The organism is Chitinophaga sp. YR573 (assembly GCF_900110995.1).
Lineage (GTDB): Bacteria > Bacteroidota > Bacteroidia > Chitinophagales > Chitinophagaceae > Chitinophaga.
Genome location: NZ_FOJF01000001.1, coordinates 1,049,873 through 1,074,490, shown reverse-complemented (window position 1 = coordinate 1,074,490; position 24,618 = coordinate 1,049,873). Strand labels below are relative to the sequence as shown.

At 43.5% G+C, this 24,618-nt stretch carries 23 protein-coding genes; 13 read left to right on the top strand and 10 right to left on the bottom strand.

Annotated features, from left to right (window positions below; translation table 11 throughout):
• Positions 1–158 precede the first annotated feature (158 nt).
• The gene (locus BMW86_RS04525; RefSeq protein WP_089779377.1) at positions 159–1,193 is read left to right on the top strand and encodes a sterol desaturase family protein; all 1,035 of its coding nucleotides are present in this window, start codon (positions 159–161) and stop codon (positions 1,191–1,193) included.
• Complete coding sequence (locus tag BMW86_RS04520; protein WP_089779376.1) at positions 1,177–2,241, top strand: NHL repeat-containing protein; 1,065 nt, start codon at positions 1,177–1,179, stop codon at positions 2,239–2,241. Before BMW86_RS04525 ends, BMW86_RS04520 begins: the two co-directional genes overlap by 17 nt.
• 8 nt (positions 2,242–2,249) lie before the next feature.
• Here the strand turns inward: BMW86_RS04520 and BMW86_RS04515 are convergent, their stop codons facing one another.
• The 9 genes from BMW86_RS04515 to guaA all read right to left on the bottom strand — a co-directional run bounded on the left by BMW86_RS04515 (position 2,250) and on the right by guaA (position 12,445).
• Positions 2,250–2,957, bottom strand: coding sequence for a tail fiber protein (locus BMW86_RS04515; RefSeq protein ID WP_089779374.1), 708 nt, complete (start codon positions 2,955–2,957; stop codon positions 2,250–2,252).
• Positions 2,958–3,037: 80 nt separating this feature from the next.
• Complete coding sequence (locus BMW86_RS04510) at positions 3,038–3,934, bottom strand: histone deacetylase family protein (RefSeq protein WP_089779371.1); 897 nt, start codon at positions 3,932–3,934, stop codon at positions 3,038–3,040.
• Between the two features lie 4 nt (positions 3,935–3,938).
• Positions 3,939–4,580: a ligase-associated DNA damage response endonuclease PdeM gene (gene pdeM, locus BMW86_RS04505; protein ID WP_089779369.1), complete on the bottom strand. Its 642-nt coding sequence runs from the start codon at positions 4,578–4,580 to the stop codon at positions 3,939–3,941.
• Between the two features lie 3 nt (positions 4,581–4,583).
• Complete coding sequence (locus BMW86_RS04500; protein WP_089779367.1) at positions 4,584–7,040, bottom strand: ligase-associated DNA damage response DEXH box helicase; 2,457 nt, start codon at positions 7,038–7,040, stop codon at positions 4,584–4,586.
• A gap of 42 nt (positions 7,041–7,082) precedes the next feature.
• The gene (locus BMW86_RS04495; RefSeq protein ID WP_089779365.1) at positions 7,083–7,748 is read right to left on the bottom strand and encodes a hypothetical protein; all 666 of its coding nucleotides are present in this window, start codon (positions 7,746–7,748) and stop codon (positions 7,083–7,085) included.
• Between the two features lie 48 nt (positions 7,749–7,796).
• Positions 7,797–8,837, bottom strand: coding sequence for a S66 peptidase family protein (locus tag BMW86_RS04490; RefSeq protein WP_089779362.1), 1,041 nt, complete (start codon positions 8,835–8,837; stop codon positions 7,797–7,799).
• A 9-nt stretch (positions 8,838–8,846) separates the two neighbouring features.
• Positions 8,847–9,347: an Lrp/AsnC family transcriptional regulator gene (locus BMW86_RS04485; protein ID WP_089779360.1), complete on the bottom strand. Its 501-nt coding sequence runs from the start codon at positions 9,345–9,347 to the stop codon at positions 8,847–8,849.
• Between the two features lie 151 nt (positions 9,348–9,498).
• Entirely contained in the window at positions 9,499–10,821 is a 1,323-nt protein-coding gene (locus BMW86_RS04480; protein WP_177189150.1) for an ABC transporter substrate-binding protein, read from the bottom strand.
• Positions 10,822–10,906: 85 nt separating this feature from the next.
• Positions 10,907–12,445: a glutamine-hydrolyzing GMP synthase gene (guaA, locus tag BMW86_RS04475; RefSeq protein WP_089779356.1), complete on the bottom strand. Its 1,539-nt coding sequence runs from the start codon at positions 12,443–12,445 to the stop codon at positions 10,907–10,909.
• Positions 12,446–12,610: 165 nt separating this feature from the next.
• Here guaA and BMW86_RS04470 point away from each other — a divergent pair, with 165 nt between their 5' ends.
• From BMW86_RS04470 to BMW86_RS04420, 11 genes are all read left to right on the top strand, one after another.
• Complete coding sequence (locus BMW86_RS04470; protein WP_177189149.1) at positions 12,611–13,330, top strand: head GIN domain-containing protein; 720 nt, start codon at positions 12,611–12,613, stop codon at positions 13,328–13,330.
• A 1-nt stretch (position 13,331) separates the two neighbouring features.
• The gene (locus BMW86_RS04465; protein ID WP_089779353.1) at positions 13,332–13,967 is read left to right on the top strand and encodes a class I SAM-dependent methyltransferase; all 636 of its coding nucleotides are present in this window, start codon (positions 13,332–13,334) and stop codon (positions 13,965–13,967) included.
• 251 nt (positions 13,968–14,218) lie between these two features.
• Positions 14,219–15,139 carry a hypothetical protein gene (locus tag BMW86_RS04460; protein ID WP_089779351.1) on the top strand — a complete coding sequence of 307 codons (921 nt, stop codon included), beginning with the start codon at positions 14,219–14,221 and terminating at the stop codon, positions 15,137–15,139.
• Between the two features lie 211 nt (positions 15,140–15,350).
• Positions 15,351–16,487 carry a dialkylresorcinol biosynthesis protein DarB gene (locus BMW86_RS04455; RefSeq protein WP_089779350.1) on the top strand — a complete coding sequence of 379 codons (1,137 nt, stop codon included), beginning with the start codon at positions 15,351–15,353 and terminating at the stop codon, positions 16,485–16,487.
• Between the two features lie 112 nt (positions 16,488–16,599).
• Complete coding sequence (locus tag BMW86_RS04450) at positions 16,600–17,001, top strand: flexirubin biosynthesis protein DarG (RefSeq protein ID WP_089779348.1); 402 nt, start codon at positions 16,600–16,602, stop codon at positions 16,999–17,001.
• 5 nt (positions 17,002–17,006) lie between these two features.
• Positions 17,007–18,011, top strand: coding sequence for a BtrH-related acyltransferase DarH (locus BMW86_RS04445; protein ID WP_089779346.1), 1,005 nt, complete (start codon positions 17,007–17,009; stop codon positions 18,009–18,011).
• A 3-nt stretch (positions 18,012–18,014) separates the two neighbouring features.
• Complete coding sequence (locus BMW86_RS04440; protein ID WP_255372844.1) at positions 18,015–18,761, top strand: ABC transporter ATP-binding protein; 747 nt, start codon at positions 18,015–18,017, stop codon at positions 18,759–18,761.
• Between the two features lie 13 nt (positions 18,762–18,774).
• Positions 18,775–20,061: an ABC transporter permease gene (locus tag BMW86_RS04435; protein ID WP_089779344.1), complete on the top strand. Its 1,287-nt coding sequence runs from the start codon at positions 18,775–18,777 to the stop codon at positions 20,059–20,061.
• Positions 20,062–20,167: 106 nt separating this feature from the next.
• Positions 20,168–20,425, top strand: coding sequence for a phosphopantetheine-binding protein (locus BMW86_RS04430; RefSeq protein WP_089779342.1), 258 nt, complete (start codon positions 20,168–20,170; stop codon positions 20,423–20,425).
• 12 nt (positions 20,426–20,437) lie between these two features.
• Entirely contained in the window at positions 20,438–21,652 is a 1,215-nt protein-coding gene (locus BMW86_RS04425) for a beta-ketoacyl-[acyl-carrier-protein] synthase family protein (RefSeq protein ID WP_089779340.1), read from the top strand.
• A gap of 16 nt (positions 21,653–21,668) precedes the next feature.
• Positions 21,669–22,691, top strand: coding sequence for a beta-ketoacyl synthase chain length factor (locus BMW86_RS04420; protein ID WP_177189148.1), 1,023 nt, complete (start codon positions 21,669–21,671; stop codon positions 22,689–22,691).
• Positions 22,692–22,723: 32 nt separating this feature from the next.
• Here BMW86_RS04420 and BMW86_RS04415 read toward each other — a convergent pair whose 3' ends face one another.
• Positions 22,724–24,451 carry a M14 family metallopeptidase gene (locus tag BMW86_RS04415; protein WP_089779336.1) on the bottom strand — a complete coding sequence of 576 codons (1,728 nt, stop codon included), beginning with the start codon at positions 24,449–24,451 and terminating at the stop codon, positions 22,724–22,726.
• Between the last annotated feature and the right edge of the window lie 167 nt (positions 24,452–24,618).

Sequence of the window (24,618 nt, the reverse complement as noted above, 5' to 3'; positions counted from 1 at the left end):
CGGCCTCTAACCATACATACTATACAAACATACAGGCAACTATGTATGCAGACTATGTTTGTTTTTTTTCATTTTATTGTAAAGATCCATTAAAAGCCGGCATCAAACGGAAGCTAGTCCTAATTATTTAGTAGCTTAATAACACTAAATATTTGCGTATGGGATTGCTTCACACGCTGTATGATGAACTGATAGGATTCATGGGACTGCGGTCCCTGCTGGATATATACCAGACAGGTAACTATAAAGTGCTGCTTACTTTAAACGGCTTACTGGGCGCCGTTTCCCCAATACTTCCTCTCCTGCTGGTAATTGAAATTATACGTGCCGTTACATACAGGCGATTTAAGATAGAAGACTACCGTATGCCCTTTATTATCTTTGTAATAAACCGGACCATCGGTCGTTTCCTTTCCATTGCAGCGGTAGCGGTTTGTATCGGGGTGTTTGAAAAGTATGCGCTATTCAAAACCTCATTCACGTGGTACTGGCTAATTTATGGCTATATTATCTGGGAGCTGGGCCATTTTCTTTATCATTACTGGGGCCATACGGTGCGTTTGTTCTGGTGTCTGCATGCCACGCATCACATGCCCCAAAGCATGAATCTTTCCGTTAGCTATGCCCACTTCTTCCTGGAAGGCGCTTATGCCGATGTGATCCGTACTACGGTTTGTACACTGGCGGGTGTAAATCCACCGCTGTTGTTTTTCATTATGTTCATCGATGGCACCTGGGGTGGCTTTATTCATGTGGGGGAAAACATCATCAGGGACGGGCGCCTGGGTTTTTTAAACAAATGGATATTAACACCCTCACATCATCGTGTGCATCATGCAAAGAATCCATTGTATATGGATACCAATTTCTGTAACCTGCTGAACATTTGGGATAGGGTATTTGGAACTTTTCAATACGAAGACGCCAATGTGTCCATTGAATACGGTGTATCGCGTGATGTGAACAACCGTAATTTTTTTGACATCTACTTTGGCGAGTTTTATTACCTGGCGCTGGATGTATGGAGAGCCCCCGGTATCCTGAATAAGATCCGCTACATTTTTATGCCTCCCGGCTGGAGCCATACTGGCGCACACAAAACGGCCGTTGTCGTAAAACGAGCCTATCTGGAATCGTTAAAACAGGAGCAGCCCACTGCCCCGGTAACCACCTTATATGAAACAGAACAGTAACCAACAACCTGCTAAAACAGCTACTTCCCGCAGACAATTTATTCGTGATACTTCCCTGTCGCTTGGAGGTTTATGTCTGACGAATAACCTGTTTGCCCGGAGTGAAGGCCCGGTTTACGGCCACAATGACGTACGTTATACGTTGGACACCAGCTGGAGTAAATGTAGCCCACAGCAATATCCCGTGAACGACTGTCATGAGATGGTGCAGGATAAGAAAGGGCGCATTTTCCTGCTCACAAATGAAACGAAAAACAATGTACTGATTTATGATACTAAAGGACAGGTGCTCGATGCCTGGGGCCACGCATTTCCGGGTGCACACGGTCTGACCCTGCATGATGAAAACGGTACTGAATTCCTGTATATAACAGATACGGTGAAACACCAGGTGTATAAAACCACATTAACAGGGGAAATACTGCTGACCATCGATGCACCGGTCGATAGCAGGCTGTATACTCAACCTGAAAAATTTGTGCCCACCGAAACAACCATTGCTCCGAATGGAGACATTTTCATTGCAGACGGCTATGGCGAGCAATACATTTTACAATACAATAGCAAGGGCCAGTTGCTGAACTACTTCGGTGGCCGCGGCAACGGTGATGAACACCTTGACAATGCACATGGTATCTTATTTGATCCACGCTGTAAGGACGGCTCGCTACTGGTAACCGACCGGACACGTAATTGCTTTAAACGCTTTACCCCGGAAGGAAAATTGCTTGAAATCATCCACCTGCCCGGTGCATGCGTGTGCCGTCCCGTAGTACAGGGCGATTACCTGTATGCTGCAGTACTCCGGTCTCCGGATATGAATAAAGAAGGCAGCGGATTTGTGACTATATTGGACAAGCATAACAAAGTGGTAAGCAATATTGGCGGCAGTAAACCGACATACGTGAACGGGCAACTACAGCCTATGTCGCAGACCGATAAAATATTTGTGCACCCGCACGATGTGTGCGTAGACCGTGACCATAATCTGTATGTGGCGCAGTGGGCATCAGGCAAGGTATATCCTTACAAACTGAAAAGAGTGTGAGCGGTAATCTATTTGCCCGCTTTCAGTGTATTAACTTCTTCTTCTAACTTAATAAGATGTAAAGTCAGCTCTTCTATCTTTTGCAACAATAACTTATTCATCTCTCCCACATCCTGCCCGTCTTTTTCTACTTCTTCAGCCGAAGGAATACCCGGTAAATGTTGATGACTGTTTATATAAGCAGCTGTTTCCTGCAGAGAAGGTAATTTATAATCCCGGTGAAATACAAAGTCAGGCCAGCCGGTAGAAGTAACTTTTACCCTTTGTGCTGTAATAGTCCCGGCAACAGCCAGCTTGGACTGAGGTGTTGTAGTACCGATGCCTACATTGCCATTGCCGGAAAATGGCATCATGAAAATGTTCGCATTGCCACTACCCGCAATCATGTAAAGGTCTTTTCCCCCGTTTGCAAATACATCCGTACCTATTTCAGCAATGCTACTATCAGTTTTTGTAAAGACAATATTACTGGAATTATTAGTGTAATTGCGTGCATCAAGATATAAAGGGTTTCTGCCTCCTATTATAGGATTTTGGCCATTTGTACTTCTGATTCTCAAATAACCATTCATAATGGATGTGCCATTCACCTGTAATGCATTACTGCCATCGTCTACCGCATTGTTGATCATAGTACGTCCGGTAGTTGTAAATGTCTGTGCCTGGATATGGGATGTAAAGACAAGGATTAACCCTGCAATGAATGCTTTTTTCATAGATAAAAAGATAATTTATTCCTGACAAATATATACTAACAATACCGGAGTATTGCTCCGTCCAGTTTTATTCCATTGATTTAAAATATCTCACCCGCTGCTTTAAATGTATTACAATGCGCATTTACAATGTCTTTTATCTGGGTAGAATATCCGCCACCCATCGCCACTGCACAAGGTATACCATGTTTCTTCAACGTAGTAAATACCAGTTCATCTCTTAGTAAACAACCCTGTGCAGAGACTTTTAGTTTCCCATACCGGTCTGTTTCCAGGATATCTACTCCGGAGAGATAAAATACAAAATCAGGTTTTACTTTATTAATCAATACAGGCAGACAATCCTGTAAAGTTCTCAGATAATCATTGTCGTTCATTCCATCGGGGAGAGGTACATCCCAGTCAGAAACTTCTTTATGAAAAGGATAGTTATGTGCACCATGCATACTAAAAGTATACACATGATCATTACCCATAAAAAGAGCTGCTGTACCATTTCCCTGGTGTACATCTAAATCTATGATCAGTACTTTTTTTACATGATGCTGAGATAGGAGATAATTAGAAGCAATGGCAAAGTCATTTAGCAGGCAGAAGCCTTCACCTCTGTCTGCAAAAGCATGATGTGTACCACCAGCTACATTTAATGCTACGCCATGTTCCAGAGCATGTAATGCACAATCAATAGTACCACGGGAAATAGTTATCTCTCGTAATGTTAATGCAGGAGATTGTGGTAAGCCTATCCGTCTTTGTTCTTTATCTGATAATGTTTGTTGTTGTAACTGACGCCAGTAATGAAGTGTATGTGTTTGCAGAATAATATCTTCTTCCAGCGGAGCGGGCTTCAGAATCTGATTCTCCGTGATAATTCCTTCGCGTAACAACTGTGCTGGTATCAGTTCATATTTCACCATCGGGAAACGATGACCTTCCGGTAAAGGATGTGCATATATAGGATCGTAGGCTATCAACATAAAATTAATTCACTTTTAAAACAGTGTTTTCAGCAATCACAAACACCGCTTCACCTTCTTCCGGTTCTAACATAGCAAGACCGGTAAACTTCCCGAAAGCAGGAAGAATACTACAGTTCCTGCCAAAGTAAAAACATGGCAGCCGTAACCGCTGCTTTCCAGGACCAGCTACCGCAAACCCCGGATGCAAATGACCAGAAAAAGTATACCCATCCGAACTATCACAAGGCTCATGTACAAAATGTATTTCTTTGATGGAAAGCGTATCATACACTTCTACATTCATCGTCTCATAAAGATGCGCGCCTAAAATATCATGATTCCCTTTCACCAGTTTAAAACTAATATGCGCAAACTGCTGACGCCACAATTTAAAATAAGGCACATCATTATTCTCACTGCTATGAAACATATCTCCGACAATAATCACCTGTACAGGATTATACGCAGTAATCAGCAATTGCAAACGATAAAGATCATCCTGACCAATATTAGCCGGAACAGGAATCCCTGCTTTTCTGAAATGAGTAGATTTACCAAGATGAAGATCTGATACAATCAACGCCTGTTCCTCCCGCCAAAAGATGGCCCGGTGGGCGGATAAATGCCAGGTCTGTTCCTGGAAATTATAAATCACATCTTCCATATATTAAAACTGTGGCCGCATTTTTTTGATCCTGTCCGCCAGTTTCTCACTGGTAAGACTTTCCCTTAAACTATCCACTTTAATAGGAAAGCAGAAAGGAGTCAGTTGCGCAGGTTCTGTAATGATAATCTTATTATTGTAAATCCGCTCCAGGCTTTCCCGCAAACGGGCTTCTTCCATCTGGTAAAAGAAAGCCTCATTAAATGCCTGTCGCAGTAAGAGATTCTGCGGATCATAATCCCGGAAAACATTAAACAGTAAAGATGCAGATGATTGTAAATGCCGGTTGGCTTTATGCTTACCGGGATAACCCTGGAAAATTAGTCCCGCAATCACAGCAATATCCCGGAATTTGCGCCTTGCCATCTCTGTAGCATTCACACTGGTTTGCAAATCCGTACTCAGGTTCTCCAGAGAAAAAAGCTCATGCACATCTTCATCTGTTACTGGTATTTCCTGATCAGAAAGTAACTCAAACCCATAATCATTCATCGCAATAGAAAAAGTAATAGGCTGACGTTTACTGATCCTGTAAGCCAGCAAGGTAGCCATTACTTCATGTACCAGTCGTCCTTCAAAAGGATATACAAAAAGATGATACCCATCCTGTGTATTGATCTTCTCTACCAGCAGTTCATCATCTTTAGGCACATGAGAAAGGTTCTCCTGCAGGTTAAATAACGGCTGTAGAATCTTCAACTCAGGCTCTGTAGTATTCCCGGACATCGCCTCACTAAACGTACGACGAAGCACACTCCCTAAATTAGCAGACAAGGGTAATCGCCCGCCCATCCAGCTGGGGATAATCGCCCGCCTGGCTTTAGATTTACGCACCAGCGCCGTCATATCCTTGATCATCACAAACTCAAGCGTATGCCCTGCTAAACTAAACGCATCTCCGGGTTGTAACCGCGCAATAAATCCTTCTTCTATCACACCAATAAACCCACCGCTTATGAACCTTACTTTCAGCATGGCATCACTCACAATCGTCCCTATATGCAGGCGATGCCGCAAGGCTAACTGGCGACTCCGGCAAATATAAAAGTCATCTTCTCTTTCCAGTTTTTTAAACTCATCATAGCTATACAACGCTTCTCCACCTGTAGTAAGAAAGGAGAGGGTCCATTGCCATTCATCTTCCGTCATATCACGAAAGCAAAAAGTGCTGGTGATTTCTTCCCATATTTCAGCCGCATGAAAGCCATCAGAAATACCCAGTGTCATCAGGTATTGCACCAGCACATCAAACGCCAGCAGCACCGGCATACGGCTCTCTACCAGCTGTTCTTTCATGGCAGCCTTCAACGCCGCTGCTTCCACCAGCTCCAGGCTATGCGTAGGCAGGAACCATATCTTGCTTACAGCCCCCGGTTGATGACCGCTACGGCCTGCACGTTGCAGAAAACGGGCAACGCCTTTAGGACTGCCCACCTGTATTACGGTATCCACCGGGCGGAAGTCCACGCCTAAATCCAGACTGGAAGTACATACTACTGCTTTGAGAATACCTTCATGCAGGGCATCTTCCACCCACACACGCAGTTCCATATCAATAGAGCCGTGATGCAGGGCGATAGCGCCAGCCAGTTCAGGGCATTGCCGTAATATTTCGTGGTACCAGATTTCTGTTTGAGAACGTACATTGGTGAAGATGAGGGTAGTCTTGCTGTTGAGAATAATAGGCAGTGCTTTAGGTAGTAGTTTGGTGCCTAAATGTCCTGCCCAGGGGTACTTCTCAATCTCATCCGGCAGTATGCTTTGCAGTTCGATCTGCTTATCAAGTTTTGCACGCACAATCACAGCTGTAGGATCCGGTTTGCCCAGCAATACATCCAGGGCTTCTTCCAGGTTTCCGATAGTCGCTGAGATGCCCCATACCCGTAATGGCGCTCGGTCTTTAGCCAGTCCCCGAAGCCTGCTGAGGCCAAGTTCTACCATTACACCACGTTTGCTGCCCAGCAGTTCATGCCATTCATCAGCTACTACGGTGGTCAGTGTTGTAAATACTTTGGGATAGTCTTTCTGTCCCAGTAATAAGTGCAGGCTTTCCGGTGTGATAATCAATATCTCCGGCATCTGCTTTTTCTGCTGTTGCCGGGTAGACACAGGTGTATCGCCACTGCGTATACCCACCTGCCAGGGCATATCGAGTTCCTCTAATACTTCAATCATCGCACGTGCAATGTCTTTGGCCAGTGCCCTCAGCGGGGTGATCCATAACATTTGCAGGCCATTCTTAGTTTTTTGTTTGTAGTCTTTAGGGTGTTGATTGATCCAGTCGATCACTGAACCCAGGAAAAGAGAGAATGTTTTACCATAACCGGTAGGCGCATTCACCAGGCCCGACCGACCCTGAATATAATGTTCCCAGGCTTCTTCCTGGAACACAAAGGGCTGCCTGTCATGAGCAGCCAGCCATTCTGTTATCACTTGCCATCCGCGCGCTTTATTTTTCATCAGTATATGAAATTATGAAAAATCAGCGAGCAACGGGGGCTATTATTTTTTGTATAAAGGTATTGTACTTGTCTGTACCAGCAGGGTATCAGTAGCCTGTAATTCACTCAGTATATCTGTATTGAAAAAGTCTAAGGCATTGGGTTCCCGGTATTCGCAGGAAGAAGTCTGTGTAAAATGAAAGTTTATAACAGGCAGATTCAGAGAGCTACCGTTTTTAACGATGGGGAATTGCTGCTTAAAACCACAGTATTGTCCAACAGCAGTATATAAACAATTACGTGGCGCAACATTCTGTCTGATCTTCAGTGCAACATTCTGGCAATTCAGTTCAGTCATATTAATGCCTGATGCCCATGCTGTATCCTGTTCTACAATTAATGCAAAACCCGCTTCCTTATACACTACATCATATTGAGTTCTTGTATCTGTTCTGCTAACTGTAGTTCCTTTAAAAACAAAGGATACATTATCAGATGTTGTATCATTACCTGATTTCAGCGTAAAAATACCATTCAGAGATTTCCTTTGCAGATAATCACTGATGATTTTAACATCAGTAATACTACCATCTTTCGTATACAGGATTGCAGGGGTTACGAGAATAGTACCATTGCTTTCATAAGTGCCATCACTGATGGTGATATTATCTTCTTTGGTACAGGCTGCAAGAATGATTAAAGAAACAAACAGGAGTGTTTTCTTCATAGGATATAGGTTTACCGTTGGCATATAAAAGTAAATAAAAAGATAATGTTACCCTCTTAACTCACTTAATATAACATTATCTTTTTGCACATCCAGTTTATGCATGATGCCACACTTCAGTGCATAGTTATTCTTCTGATGCCCTACAGGGAAATTAAAGCAAACAGGATATTTAAAATCCTTTACTTTTTCCATCACAATATCTACGACTGTCCTTCCGAATTCTTCTCCGGGATCATCGGGTTTTAAACGGTTAAATCCACCAATAATCAGCCCTGCGAGGTTATCAAGTTTGTGAGATCTTTGCAGGTTGTTTAACATACGGTCCAGGGTGTACATATACTCACCCACTTCTTCCAGGAACAGTATTTTACCAATGGTATCCGGCTCTGAATTAGTAGCGGCGATACTTTGTATCATAGAAAGATTACCGCCTATTAAAATACCGCTGGCAGTACCAATACGGTTGTGTGTATCTGCGGGCAAAGAATATAACATCCGCTGCCCGGTAAGGGCCTGTTTGATAGATAAAATCGTTTCCTGTACAATGGGTTCTGCTTTGCTGAAATCATCCGGGAAACTGTTGCACATTTTAGAATGTAAAGTAGCGATGCCATAGAGACGGTTGATATGACAATGCAACACGGTGATATCACTAAATCCAATCACCCATTTAGGATGTTGTGCAAAGTTGAAAAAGTTAAGTTGATCAATAATACGCGCACTGCCATAACCACCTCTTGCACACATAATCGCTTTAATGGAAGGATCATCCAGCATAGCCTGTAAATCCTGTTGTCTTTCAGCATCTGTACCACCAAAAGAAAAGTCACGTTTATTCACCGTACTGCCTACATGTATTTTAAAACCCCAGCTTTCCATGATGCGGATAGCCGGTGTAATTTCTTCCAGCGTAATATGACCAGCAGGGGCAGTGATACCTATAATATCACCAGGTTGGAGATAAGGGGGGACAAGGGGTGCTGCCTGGGGAATACCTATGCGCGCTGCCATTGCAGGCACTTGCGAGAAAGAAGGGTATGTTAATCCGGTAACAGCCAACGCAGACAGGAAATACTTACGATTCATACAATTAATCTAATACACTACTCTATGGGTAGCTTTAATTACTGACATCACAAACACACTTTCCATGTGGCGGATATTATCCAGTTCGCCCAGTTTGTTCACGTTAAATTCGTGATAGGCATACATGTCTTTTACCTGCACTTTCAGCATGAAATCAAACTCTCCGGAGATATTCAGACATTCCATTACTTCAGGAAAAGCAATGATTTCTTTGATGAACTTTCCACCTGCTTTTTTACCATGTTCCTTCAGGGAAATATAACAGAGTACAGTAAGGGCTTTGTCAATCTTGCTGGGGTCTATGATCGCGGCATACTGACGGATCACACCTGCCTGTTCCATTTTACGGATGCGTTCATAAACAGGAGTAGCACTCAGGTTAAGGCGTGCTGCCAGGTCACGGATAGTCATTTTAGCATCTTCTTCCAGCAGTTGCAGGATAGCGATGTCCTTCTCATCCAACGTGATGTTCTCAGTAGTACTTTCCTTTTTATTATTTCCCAGGTTCATAAGAGTATAGAATAATGTTCCAATAATAAAGCAAAAATAAGTACAATATACTAATTACTGAGGAGAATTGTGCAGTTTTAAGAGGATTTAAATAAATGCGCAAAAAAAAAGAGGGACCTAAGCCCCTCTTTCCAACATATAATTAAGATCATTAATTCTGCATATTCATCTTAACATCACTGCTATCTCCCTTCTGAATAATATAAATATTCTTATTCTCGAAGTAATCAGGAGTAGTTTCACCTTCCTTTAGATAAACGGGCTGGTAATTAAAATTGCTGAATACTCTCTTGGAAGGATCATTGATACTGCCATTAAAATAAACACCTTTATCTGATAACTGTTTTACAAAATACCATGTCAGCTCAAAGCCTTTGAATGCCATATCAGAAGGGCGCGACTTATACACTCTCTTAAAATAATCAGTGATATAACGGCTATACGCATCGGTTTTATCATTGAAATAAGGAGAGGTATAATAGATCTGCATTCCCTTAAACTCAGGCTCTTTAAACTTCATAACATCCCATGTAGGCATACCAAATACCTGGATAGGATAAGTGGCCATCTGTACGCTCAGTTTACGCATGATATCTTTAGCGCTGGTTTCATCCAGTGATGTTACAATACAAAGATTTGGACGGTCTGCAATTAAATACTGACTCAGCTCAGCATCAGTAGTTGCATCACTCCAGACAACTTCCCGCAGACGGGATTTCTTTGCACTGGTGGTCTTCTCATAGTCTGCTTTGAAATCAGCTACCAGATGTTTTTCCAGGGCAGTATTACGTGAGAGTATCAGAATATTCTTAGTGGCAAAAGCATCCTGTAAGTACTGCTGTAAAGCTTCGCCATGCGTTTTCAGCAGACTGTTGGTAATGAGCAGGAAAGGATTACTGTTAATACCACCATCGTTCGGATAGGTAGCAGATACCAGGTTAATCTGTTTTTCCCTGGCTACATCGCTCAGTTCTTTCAGCTCCGGAGTACCTACCGCTGCAATGATCAGGTCTGTACTATCCAGTGCTTTATTATGTAATAATGTCTGGGGATTATTTTGTCTTGCTTTGCTGTCGTACACTACAACATTCAGTTTAACACCCTGCATTTGCAGACTGTCAAGCGCCAGCTGTACGCCTTCGTAAAAGTCAAGGCCGGGTAACACGTAACGAGGCAGTGTACGTCCGGGTATTTCGGTAGTATTGGAAAATACGGAATCAAGATACAGTGGAGAAAAGAGTGCAATGTTGTAGGCGACTTTTTTTACTTCACGTCCAAAAGCAGGCACATTAAACGGAGCTGCTTTGTCTTCTTTTTTACCGTTGTCTTTCTTTACTTCCTGAACAGGTTTCGATACAGTTGGCGGCGGCATGTTTGTTGTTTTGCTGGTCTTTTTAGAGACGGAACAGGCAGACAACAAAACAGCCAGCGTGCATGCAGCAATAAGATGGCTGCATATTTTGGATTTACTCATAGCGATCATTAAATTACAAAAATCATTCCCAACAAACATTATACAAAGAAAGCCCCGTCCGGAGCTTCCTTTGTAATATCAAAAACTATTCCCACTCGATAGTAGCAGGCGGTTTGGAACTGATGTCGTACACCACCCTGTTAATACCTTTCACTCTGTTTATAATATCGTTGGACATTTTTGCCAGGAATTCATAAGGAAGATGTGCCCAGTCGGCAGTCATTCCATCTGTAGAAGTTACCGCACGTAATGCAATGGTAAATTCATAGGTCCTTTCATCACCCATTACACCCACACTCTGTACAGGAAGGAGGATAGTACCTGCCTGCCATACTTTATCGTAGAGTCCTGCATCACGCAGTCCGTCTATATATATGGCGTCTGCTTCCTGCAGCATGGCTACTTTATCCGGAGTGATATCACCCAAAATACGGATAGCCAGACCAGGGCCCGGGAACGGATGACGGCCCAGGAATATTTCACTGATACCTATCTCACGGCCTACACGTCTTACTTCATCTTTAAAAAGGAAACGTAATGGTTCTACCAGTCCCATCTTCATCTTTTCCGGTAATCCACCTACGTTGTGGTGAGATTTAATAGTCACTGACGGACCATTTACAGAAACAGACTCAATTACATCAGGATAGATAGTCCCCTGTCCCAGGAAAGAAATATCCTGTAACTGGGTAGATTCCTGCTGGAATACCTCAATGAAGAGGCGGCCAATGATTTTACGTTTTGTTTCAGGGTCGCTCACACCTTTCAGTTCACCGTAAAAGAGGTCCTGTGCATTTACTCCCTTTACGTTCAGTCCCATATGTTTATATGAGTCCAGTACAGTTACATATTCATCTTTACGGAGCAGTCCGTTATCCACAAATACGCAGTAGAGGTTTTTACCTATCGCTTTGTGGATCAGCTCTGCCGCTACGGTAGAATCTACGCCACCACTCAGGGCCATCACCACTTTCTTATCACCTACCTGGTTCTTGATCTTTTCTATAGTCTCCTGTACAAAAGCAGCAGGGGTCCAGTCCTGTTTGCAACCGCAGATATGTACCAGGAAGTTGCGTAACAGCAGTTTACCTTCCAGCGAATGTGTTACTTCAGGATGGAATTGCAGACCCAGCAACGGATGTGCAGCTATATTATCTGCCTTGAAGGCTGCTACGGGGATGGTATCTGTAGTGGCGATCACTTCAAAACCAGCCGGCAGTTTCACGATAGAATCAGAATGGCTCATCCATACCTGGCTGCGGGCAGAGATATCGTATAATAACTTTTCTTCCCTGTTGTCATGCTCCATGAAAGCACGGCCATATTCACGGATAGTGCTTTTAGCTACTTCTCCGCCAAAATTTTTAGCCATCAGCTGGGCGCCATAGCAAACCCCCAGTACCGGAACTTTAGCCGCCATGGCTGCAATATCTACCGAAGGGGCCTGTGCATCATTCACAGAGAACGGGCTACCTGATAAAATAATGCCTTTAATCGTATCATCCCATTGTACCGGTTGAAGACAAGGTTTGATTTCACAATAAATATTCAGCTCCCTGATGCTACGGGCAATCAATTGCGTATACTGGGAGCCAAAATCGAGGATTAGTATCTTTTCTGTCATGGTGGTGCAAAGATAAAGGCCTAATATCAAATCCCAAGTCTGAAAATAAGAATAGTCTTACACACCCTGAAATTTAATAATATGATGACTATGTATGGCAATGTCAATCAGTTTTGTATTTTCGAGCCGTTATCCGCCATTTTAAAGACCCATAAACATTATCTAATGAAGCATTTAATTTATTGTACATCGTTGATCCTGTTAACCTTGACGCTGTTTTCCTGTGAAGGAAGACGTATAAAAGGTAGTGGGCACGTCACTACAGTGACCAAAAACGTAGGTAGTTATAAAAAGATATCAGTGCACTCCTCTGTAGACGTATACGTGACCCAGGGGCCGGAAACCGCCCTGGTGATAGAGGCTGATGACAATATCATCCCTTATATTATCATTGAGGAGGATGGAGGTGAATTGACTATCAGGCAAAAGGACAATACCTCCTATAGTACGTCTCATCCTATCAAGGTAAAACTGACAGCACCCAATATCACCGAGTTGAATCTGACCAGCTCCGGTAGTATCCATCTGGTAAATACCATTGATAATGAGGAGTCTATAACTTTAAGTGTAACCGGCAGCGGTGAAATCAAAGGAAATATTCATACCCCGGAAGTAAAGGCAGACATCACCGGTTCCGGTGATATTACCGTTACCGGAGAAACCAGGGATATAGAATATGATGGTACCGGCAGTGGAGATTTCAGAGCAAAAGGACTAAAAGCAGAGAACGCAACAGTAAGCCTTACTGGCAGCGGCGATGCGGACATCAACGTCAGCGCAAAGCTGGAAGCTAATACCACCGGTTCAGGAGACGTGAATTATTACGGTAACCCACAGGTGACTTCCAGCAAGACCGGCTCTGGTGACGTGCACAAAAAAGGTTAACATGGACATGACAGAAGTGGCGCGTCAGTTACGACAGCCGGAAGGGGAGGATGGTGTGAAAATGGGGGTGCAGATGAATAAGTCTAACCGCCTGATATACGAAATGACATGGAACTTCCTGCAGATGAAAAAGGAAGATGCCATTCTGGAAATAGGAATGGGAAATGGTCATTTTGTAAGAGAACTGATAGAAAAAGAACCTTCCATTTATTACACCGGCATAGATTTATCTGATGTAATGGTGGAAGAAGCACGCCGCGAAAATGAAGGCATTACTTTTCATTGCGCAGCAGCAGAGAAAATGCCGGTAGAAGATGAAAGGTTCAACAAAGTATTTGGAATAAACGTATTGTACTTCTGGGATCAGCCCGCTGTCACACTCAAAGAAATTCACCGCGTATTAAAACCGGAAGGAGAGCTGATACTGGCTATCCGCTCTAAAGCTACCATGCAGTTGCTGCCATTTACCGATAGTGGTTTTACATTGTATGATATTGAAACGGCTACAAAATTGCTGGAGGAAAATAATTTTAGTGTAGCAGAAGTGATCACAGCAATAGAGCCTGAAAAGCTTGCTGCTGACGGTAGCAGGCTGGTACAGCTGGAAAATATATGCATACGGGGTGTGAAACTTTAAGTTGTATTTAACATTTGGTTAATCATACAAGAGGCATCTTTGTAGTTCTTAAAGGAAAACATTAAGTCCTTTGGCCACGGTACTGTTGTAAACAAATGCAGAGGATTGCAGCAGTACCTGGCTAAGGCACAAGAACTACTTCCCGCCACCATCACACCTCCGTACCGGCATCATATAACAAAAAAATATCTTTACTCTACAGTTGTTTTTTGTATGTTTACAACAACAATTGTTCAACTCCTATTCCTTGTATGACTGAACGACCTAAGATCCTGGTAGTATATTATACGCAGACCGGGCAACTGAAAAGAATCATCGATAATGTGGTAGGACCTTTACAAGACAAGGCTACTATTGTGTATGAGGAGATTAAACCGGTACAGCCATTTACATTCCCATGGGATAAGCAAGTGTTTTTTGATACCATGCCCGAAACTGTATTGGGAAGGCCACGTGCAATAGAACCGTTGAAGGTTAATCCGGACGAACATTTTGATCTTGTTATACTGGCCTATCAGCCCTGGTTTCTGTCTCCGTCACAACCAACAGCTGCATTCCTGCAAAATGAAACTGCTAAACGTTTACTGAAAGATAAACCGGTAGTTACATTAATGGGATGCCGTAACATGTGGCTGAATGCACAGGAAAAAGTAAAAGGTTATCTGCAGCAGGCAGGTGCCAAACTGGTAGGCAATATTGTACTGGTAGATACTTCTCCTAACCTGATAGCGTTGCTCACTGTATTACGCTGGCAGTTCAAAGGGCAGAAAGAAGCTACTAAATGGTTGCCCGCAGCCGGCGTACAGGAAAAAGATATTATTGCCTCTTCCCGTTTTGCCGCACCATTGCAGAAAGCCCTGGACAGCAAACAGTGGGATGCCCTGCATCCTGAACTGATGGAACTGAAAGCCGTTGAATTAAAACCTAACCTGATATTACTTGAACAAAGAGGGATCAGTGCTTTTGGCTTCTGGTCTAAATTTATAAGTGCTAAAGGCGGGCCGGGCGCACCCGAAAGAAAGGGCCGTTTAACCATGTACCGTTTATTATTATTAGCTGGTATCTTTGTCCTTACGCCCATTGATAAGGTATCTTCGATCATAAAGCTGACCTTCAGGAAAACCAAACTGCAGGAAGACGTTGAGTACTTTAAAGGTATAGATCTGCGTTAATTTTCACAGGTGATCATGTAATTAGCCAATATTGAGGGGGAAGTATTATCTGCTATTTACGGTTATATCCGTATAGTATTTTATATTTACGGCCGTTTGTATGCAGTTTTACGCTAAAATAGCACTAGAAAAGGGGGAAGGGACAACGCCAGTCAACCCGGGAGGGTGTCGGGCATCAAAATAACAACAAAAAAATAGGAACCTAATTCAAATGAAGGAAGTTTATATTACAAGGCTCTCTAAATTTTTGCCAAACGAGCCAGTCGGGAATGATGACATGGAAAGCATACTGGGAATGGTGAATGGAAAGCCTTCGCGTGCGCGTGTGAGGATTCTGGGAAATAATAAAATTAAAACCCGCTATTACTCATTAGATAAAGAAGGTAACTCCACCCATACCAATGCTGATATGACAGCCCTGGCAGTGAAAGGCCTTTTCGACGATAAATTTCCTATCAGCAAGCTGCAATTGCTGGCTTGCGGTACTACCTCTCCCGATCAGTTATTACCTAACCATGCTGTAATGGTACATGGCCTGCTCAAATGCCAGCCTGTAGAACTGATTTCAGCTACCGGCGCCTGTGCAGCTGGTATGCAGGCATTTAAATATGCCTGGATGTCCATCAAATGTGGTAACTCTAATAATGGTGTAAGTACAGGTTCCGAAAAATTGTCCAGCTGGATGCAGGCAAACAAGTTCGAACCTGAAACAGAAAACCTGAAACTGCTGGAAGAAAATCCTATCATCGCTTTTGAAAAAGATTTCCTGCGCTGGATGCTGTCCGACGGTGCCTGCGCTGCCTTATTCCAGGATAAACCTAATGAAGACGGATTATCACTGCGTGTAGACTGGGTAGAGATCGCATCTTATGCACATGAGCTGGAAACCTGTATGTATGCAGGTTCTGTGAAGAATGAAGATGGTTCCGTTACCGGCTGGTCCGTAATGAAACCGGATGAATGGGTGAAACAAAGTGTATTCGCTTTCAAACAGGATACCCGTTTACTGGGCAATAACATTGTTCCATCCGGTGCTAAAATGTGGAAAGAACTGGTAGAGCGTTATAATATAGATATTGATAAGCTGGATTATTTCCTGCCTCATCTGTCATCCGAATTTTTCCGTTCCAAAATAGATGAAGAGATTACCCGTCTGGGCGTTCCTATCCCACAGGAAAAATGGTTTACCAACCTGGTGAAAGTAGGTAACGTAGGTACGGCTTCTCCTTATTTTATGCTGGAAGAAATGATGAATACAGGAATGCTGAAAAAAGGACAAACCATTGTGATGATGGTCCCTGAAAGCGCCCGTTTCACTTATGCTTACGCACACCTCACGGTTGTTTAATGAGCAACCTGTAACTTATATAAAGGAGCTTGGTGTTATTACACGGCTCCTTTTATTTTAATGTAAATTTGGCTTTTGTGAAGATGCAGATCACTTAAAGACAACAAAACCCATGAAAAAAGAGGAAGTTCCCCAGGATGGAAATAAAATGCTTGGAGGCACCTTCAAGCAGTTATTTTATGCTACAGACGATGAGGGAAAGTATGTACCTGTAACCAGCGTAGGCTGGGAACCCGAAAATGTGGCTATGCAACAGGCCTGGGAAGAGGTACATGCCCGTGTGGAAAAGGCCCGGCAACAGGTACTGTCTGGCGAAATAAGTCCCATCAGTTACTACATGGAAAAGAACATTATGGACCTGGCACTACTGGCCAGTTATGTCAGCAAATTCCAGTGGCAGGTGAAACGGCATATGAAACCTGCTGTATTTAAGAATTTGAGCGAACGCACCTTGCAGCGTTATGCTGCTGCGTTTAAGATCACTGTTGATGAATTAAAGCATATTAAGGAATAGCAATTATGAGCGATATAGAGTTCAGTCATGTGCAAACTGCGCATTGCGAAAGCGGAGTTATTTCAAACATTTTCCGTCATTACGGCTTACATATCAGCGAACCAATGGCCTTCGGTATTGGTGCGGGTATCTTCTTCGGGCATTTACCTTTTATTAAAGTAAATGGTGTTCCGGGTACTACCTACCGCATATGGCCGGGCGCTATTTTCCAGCGTGTATGTAAACGCATGGGTGTCAAAATGCAGTCGCAGAATTTTTCTACACCGGAAAAAGCAATGCTGGAACTGGACCGTGTACTGGAACAAGGTACACCGGTAGGCATGTTATCCAGCGTGTACTACCTGCCTTACTTACCTGCTGCTTACCGTTTTCATTTCAATGCTCATAATATTCTGGCATTTGGTAAGAACGGGGACAACTACCAGATCAGTGATCCTGTAATGGACCACACTACAGAAATAGACCCCAAAAGTCTGGCAGAAGCCCGCTTTGCAAAAGGCTTTCCGGCTCCTAAAGGCAAAATGTATTATGCGCTGAGCGTTCCCGAACAGGTATCCTTACAGAAGCCTATTAAACAAGGGATCGATCAGTCTTGTCATTATATGCTGAAACTGCGCCTGCCTATGTTTGGCGTTAGTGGTATCCGCTACCTGGCTAAACGTTTAAAGCATTATCCTGAAAAAGTAGGAGAACGCAAAGCCGTACTGTACCTGGGAAATATCATCAGGATGCAGGAAGAAATAGGTACCGGTGGAGCTGGTTTCCGTTTCATGTATGCTGCTTTCTTACAGGAAGCTGCTAACCTGCTGAAGAAGGATGAACTGGGTGTATTATCACAGGATCTTACCCGTGTGGGAGACCTCTGGCGCAACTTTGCCTTCAACGCCGGCAGGGTGTGCAAGAACAGGGCCGTGAATAACGTGTCTTATGGAGAACTGAGTGAAATGCTGATGCAATGTGCAGCGGAAGAAGAACTGGTGTTCAAACGCCTGTCCAAAGTAAAATTATAACGAATGACGAGCATCGCGGTGCAGGACCTGCATAAAACATACAAAGGTGCGTTGGAACCTTCACTCAGAGGACTGTCCTTCAGCTTTCAGAAGAATGCTATTGTAGGATTGTTAGGTCCTAACGGTGCAGGGAAAACGACAACGATCTCTATTTTATGCGGACTGGTAAAAGCGGGCAGCGGGCAGGTGAAAATATTTGATCTGCCACAGGATGCCGCTCACCGGGAAGAGATTAAACGACTGGTAGGCATAGTGCCGCAGCAGATCGCTTTGTTCCCTGAACTGACCGCTATAGAAAACCTCGTTTATTTCGGTAACCTCTACGGATTAAAAGGAAAAGGACTGCGTTCCCGCATAGATGAATACTTACAGGTATTCGGACTGGAAAAGAACGGTAACAAAGAAGTACACCGCTTTTCCGGGGGAATGAAACGCCGTACAAATATTATAGCAGCCATTCTGCATCAGCCACAATTGCTGATCCTGGATGAGCCTACTGCCGGTGTGGATGTGCAGTCGCGCAGTATGATCCTGCAATTCCTGCGGGAATACAACAAGCAGGGTGTGAGCATTGTATACACATCGCATTTACTGGAAGAAGCCCAGACCATCTGCAGTGAGGTAGCCATCATCGATGAGGGCCGGTTGATTGTACAGGGAACTCCGGATGCATTGATTGCTAAACACAGCAATTGCGGCAACCTGGAAGATGTGTTTTTGCATTATACCGGTCATGCGGTGAGGGACTAATTATAAAATATTCATGTTAAGATTACTGGCTACCATAAAGAAAGAATGGCTGTTGTTATTGCGCGACAGAACAGGGATTATCCTGCTGTTTGCAATGCCGCTGGTGCTGATCACCGTGATGGCACAGATAGAAGATGCACCGTTCAGGGACTACCAGGAAGTAAAGTTTGATATTCTTACTGTAGATAATGATCATGGACGTTTAGGAAGATATATACAGGAAGGATTGCAATCCAGCGGACAGTTCAACATTGTGGATTCTGTGAAAGGCCATCCTGTTACAGAACAGGCGGCCAGAGAAATGGTGAATGCCGGCGACTACAAAATTTGTATCATCATCCCGCAGGGGGCTACCGGCGCTATTGTAAGCAATGCGAACAAAATTGTGAACGACATTTCCCACAGAATGGGCATGTCGATTGCGCTACCGGTAAGTGCGCGTACAGATTCATTACATGTAACGGTCTATTTTGATCCTGCAGCCAAGAAGGCGTTCAAGAGCGCTATTCATCAGGCACTGGATAATTTCCTTACGCAGGTGGAAACAGATTTGCTGATGGACCGCATCAAACAACAGTTGAAGAGAAAGGACGTTCCGGAAACGGATACCATGCAGATACAGTTAAAGGCAGTAGGATTGAAAGAGCAGTTTGCCGGTGAATCAAAACAGCCGGATGTGATCTCTAACTCTGTGCAGCATAATGTACCGGCATGGAGCATTTTCGCGATGTTCTTTATAGTGATACCGATTGGAGGGAATATGATTCGTGAAAGAGAAGATGGTAGTCTGCTGAGAATGAAACTGATACCTGGTTCTTATCTGGCTATACTGGCGGGTAAGATGTTGTTCTTTGTAGGTGTTTGTGTGGTACAGTTTTACCTGATGATCCTGGTGGGCATCTATCTGTTACCGATGATGGGCTTACCCAAACTGGTGCTGGGACATAGTCATGTGGCTACATTGATTGTCGCGACCTGCATAGGACTGGCTGCCACGGCATACGGCATACTGGTAGGTACTTTATTCAAAACACCCAACCAGGCATTGAATTTCGGGGCTATCTCCATCGTCATCCTGTCTGCCATTGGTGGTATCTGGATACCATTGGAGATCATGCCGCCAACAATGCAACACATAGGGCATTTGTCGCCGTTAAGCTGGGGACTGGATGCTATTAATAATATCTATCTGCGTGATATGGGGGTACAACATATCCTCACAGATGTAAGTAAGCTGGTGGTATGTGCTGTTGTGATGCTGTGTATAGCAGCAGGGATAGAGAAAAGAAGGATCAGCTGATATTGACTATTGAAGGTAAAACTGTATTTTTATGGCCGTTTGGCATAAAAGGGCAGGTCTTGCTTTCTGGAATAAGCAAAGGGGAGTATAAACCTACAACATACATATGGAAGAATTAAAACAGAAACTGAAAGAACAGATCATCGAAGCTTTGAATCTCCAGGATACCCGTCCGGAAGACATTAAAGACGATGCGCCATTGTTTGGAGAAGGTCTTGGTCTGGATAGTATTGATTCCCTGGAATTAATGGTATTGCTGGAAAGATCTTACCAGATTAAAGTGGAAGATCCCCGTGAAGGCCGCAAGATATTGCAGTCAGTACAATCCATGGCAGAATTTATCAAATCTAAACAACCTGCATAAGAATAACGAGGTATGGCGGAACGTGTGTTTATAACAGGAGTGGGGATGATTACCGCCATTGGTGATGATGTAGCAGGGAACCTTCACAGCCTGTGCTCACAACAGAGTGGACTGGGATTTACCAGTCATCTTGATACTATTTACAAAACGATACTCCCGGTAGCGGAAGTAAAATATACTACTCAACAGCTAAGTGAAATGGCTGGTGTAGCCGGTATTGACGGTTATACCCGTACCACTTTACTGGGGCTGATCGCCGTGCGTGAAGCACTGGCACAGGCAGGTATCACCGACGTGCAGCAGGAGCCTACCGGCTTTATCAATGCATCTACTGTTGGTGGTATGTGCGATACCGAAAACGTTTATTTCGATATCGTAGACCCGGAGAAAACGGGCGACTTCCTCAAATTTATTGATACGCTTGATTGTGCAGACTGTACACAGCGTATTGCTGATACAGTAGGTTTTACAGAACATATTGCTACTATCAGTACAGCCTGTTCTTCTTCCGCCAATGCACTGATGTATGGTGCCCGTCTTATCAAGGCGGGCCTTACTCGCAGGGTTATCTGCGGAGGAACGGAAGCGCTCACGCGGTTTACGCTAAATGGTTTTAACTCACTCAAGAATATAGACAAGCGGCCCTGCCGGCCTTTTGATCAGCAACGTAACGGGTTGAATCTCGGAGAAGGCGCTGCTTATCTGGTGCTGGAAAGTGAATCTTTAGTAAGAGAAAATAATAGTAAAGTGATAGCAGAGCTGAGCGGGTATGCGAATACCAACGAGGCTTTTCACCCCACTTCACCATCTCCTGAAGGGGATGGCGCTTTTGCTGCTATGCGGGATGCGCTGGCGATGAGCGGACATACTATTGCAGATGTGCAATATGTGAATGTACATGGCACGGCCACACTCAGCAATGATGTGTCTGAGGGCAAAGCATTGCAGCGTTTGTTTGGCACTAAGGTTCCGCCGTTCAGCAGTACCAAGCCTTTCACAGGGCATACACTGGCTGCGGCAGGAGCGATAGAAGCTATTTATTCTGTACTGGCTATTCAGCATCAGTTAGTGTTTCCTAATCTCAATTTTACAGAAGGGATGGAGGAGTTGTATATCACTCCGGAAACACAGTTGAAGGAAGGATATCCTGTACATCATGTTATTTCAAATTCATTCGGTTTCGGGGGTAATAATGCCTCTCTGGTGATCAGTAAATATGAAGGGTAAGTATTACATACAAGGAATGGCGGCAATCTCTCCTCAGCATACGTTTGAGGGAGATCTTTCTGTGCAGCCTATGGTGATCAGCAACGGCAATATGCTCTCCTGTGTAGAACCTGATTATAAAGCTTTTATTCCCGGCAATAGTCTTCGCCGTATGAGCCGCATTCTAAAAATGGGGCTGACTACCGCGCTGCGTTGTTTACAGGATAGTGGTATTGAAACACCTGGGGCTATTGTTACCGGTACAGGTAAAGGCAGCTTACAGGATACGGAGAAATTTATCAAGGAGATCCGTGATTATAAGGAGACTGCACTCAATCCTACTCCTTTTATACAATCTACTTATAATGCTGTGAATGGTCTGATAGCCCTACAGCAGAAGTGTACCCAGTATAACAACACCTTTGTACATCGTGGATTCTCTTTTGAGAATGCGTTGCTGGATAGTATGTTGTTATTACATGAGGGAACGGCCAATGTTTTAGCGGGTGCTTTTGAAGAAATTACGGCAGAGCATTTTTATATTAAAAGCCGGATAGGGCAGTGGAAGTCTGAGCATATTTCTAACGATACTTTATACAAGCATTTCTCCCCTGGAACTATTTCAGGAGAAGGTGCTGCGTTTTTTATATTAGGTCCTTCACCCACCACTAATACTTACGCAGAGTTGGCGGGATTGAAAATGTTATACAAACCGAGTCCGGAAAAACTGGCGGCTTCTTTACAAACATTTATTTCCCATGAGGAAATAGATATGGTACTGACCGGCCGTAATGCAGATACTAATTACGATCAATACTACCAGGTAGTAGATCAGCAGTTATCCGGCATCCCACAATTACCATTCAAACACCTTTGCGGGGAATATGATACAGCAGGTGCTTTTGCCTTATGGCTGGGAGCGCAGTTGCTGAAAACACAACAGTTACCGGCACAGTGGTTCCCTATGCTGCAACAGCCACCAGCGAAGCTGCGCAATATTCTCATCTACAATAACTTCTTCGGAGAGCAACATGTGTTCATGTTGTTAAAGGGTATATAAAAACAAAATCCCTGCGAGGCAGGGATCTGTAGTTATTTTACTCTGAACACCGGATATCTCAGATATCCTGGTTCTGCATAAACAGAATGTTCATATACAAATCTTAGCTGTGCATCTGCACTTTTAGCAAATGTGCTATCACTTGCTCTCTTATCTTTTAACTGTTGTTGTAAAGAAGGATGAGAAGATAAATACTCGGCTGCAACATCTTCAAATACATAAGCAGAATACCCTTCTTTTCTACCTAATATCGCATCAAAGAAATTCCAGGCAAAGAAAGAATCTCCACCGGTAGGTTCTAAAGTCTCTATTAAATATCTGTTCGCTACCTGGTTCAAAGGAATATAATAATCTCCTTTTCTAAAATGGATACTATCATTGCTGGTATTCACCTGTACACTATTATGTAAATAATGTCCTTCATAAGGTCGAAGCGCCGTTTTGAAATCTGCTATATGATAAGTCTCTACTAAGATGGTAGTATCATGCGCCAGCGGCTGCATTATTACCTTATTATTTTTAAGGATATCGAGTACTGTCCACCATCCCTGCGGGATGATGTAAGCACTGGGCTTCTGTACAAAATTCCCCGGAATCATGTAATTATAAAACTTTACCTGACGGGTATAAGGTCTTGACCGGTTATAATACAAACGGGGTAAACCGGAAACAGCGCTGGTATGATGTTCTGCTTCAAACCCTGAAAAAGTCAGATAGCTGTAACGCGTTGTATCTATGTTCCAGGCTAAAGGAAAAGTAGCCTGTGTTTTCACCTGTTCTTTAGTTTGTGCACGTAACGTTTTAATCTCTTCACTATGTTCACTTACAAACTGTATAAAAGATTCCATCAGCGCATAAGTAGCCTGTACCCGTAAAGGATATGCTTTCAGCATATGTGTTTCAGGCACAAATCCAAAAGTATGGAAGAGGGTAGTATACCCACTGGAAAACCGGGGACTGTCATCAAATGTCATCCAGCCGTTTTCAGGTGTTTCTCCTTCAAACTCTACATAAGGAACAACATCATACCCTTTTGTCTTCATCAGTTTATACAACCCTGGCTCGAATGTGGAATGCATAAAAGCACCCATAGATCCGCCCAGTTTGGTATATTCAGTAGCTAATAAAGTCATTATATGCTGATAATCAGCCCCATTGCTCACGTGGTTATCAATAAATACATCCGGGTCTGTCATCTGATAAATCTGCTGGAGAGCTCTTGCATTCCTGGAATCAGCCTTGATAAAATCCCTGTTTAGATCAAGATTTCTTGCATTTCCCCGGGAGCCAAAAGCATCCGGGCCATTCTGATCTACCCTGAAATCTGTGCTGCGGTTTAATGCCCCGCCGATATTATAGAGAGGGACAACAGCCAGTACCACATTATCCGGTAACTTCTTTTTCCCAAGCGCAAGATCCCGGAGCAGCATCATACTGGCATCAATTCCATCAGGTTCACCAGGGTGAATCCCGTTATTGATGAGGATGATCCGTTTATTTTTACTGCGGAGGCTGGCGAAATTAAAATCTTTGGAAGGAGAATAAACAACGAGATTAAGCGGGTAACCACTATCAGTATTCCCGATCTCCATCATATGTATCTGCGGGAACTTTTTTACTAAAACGCGATAGTAGGCGATACATTCATCATAGGTAACTGTTTCTTTCCCCTGAGTCCGCTCATACCGGGTGGTAAGGTCTTGTGCAATAGCGGGGGAGCATAGCAAAACCAACAATGCAATCTTTATAAGCTGTTTCATAGAGGAAAATGATATAGATAAAACAAAGAAATGATCGGCGACTAAGATTTTGGCATATTGTAATCTCATAACCGGGCTCTCCATAGGAACCCGTGTTAACATGGGTAAAACAAAAAGCCCTTCCCAGTTACAGGAAGAGCAATTGCATCAAATATTTTAATTCAAAA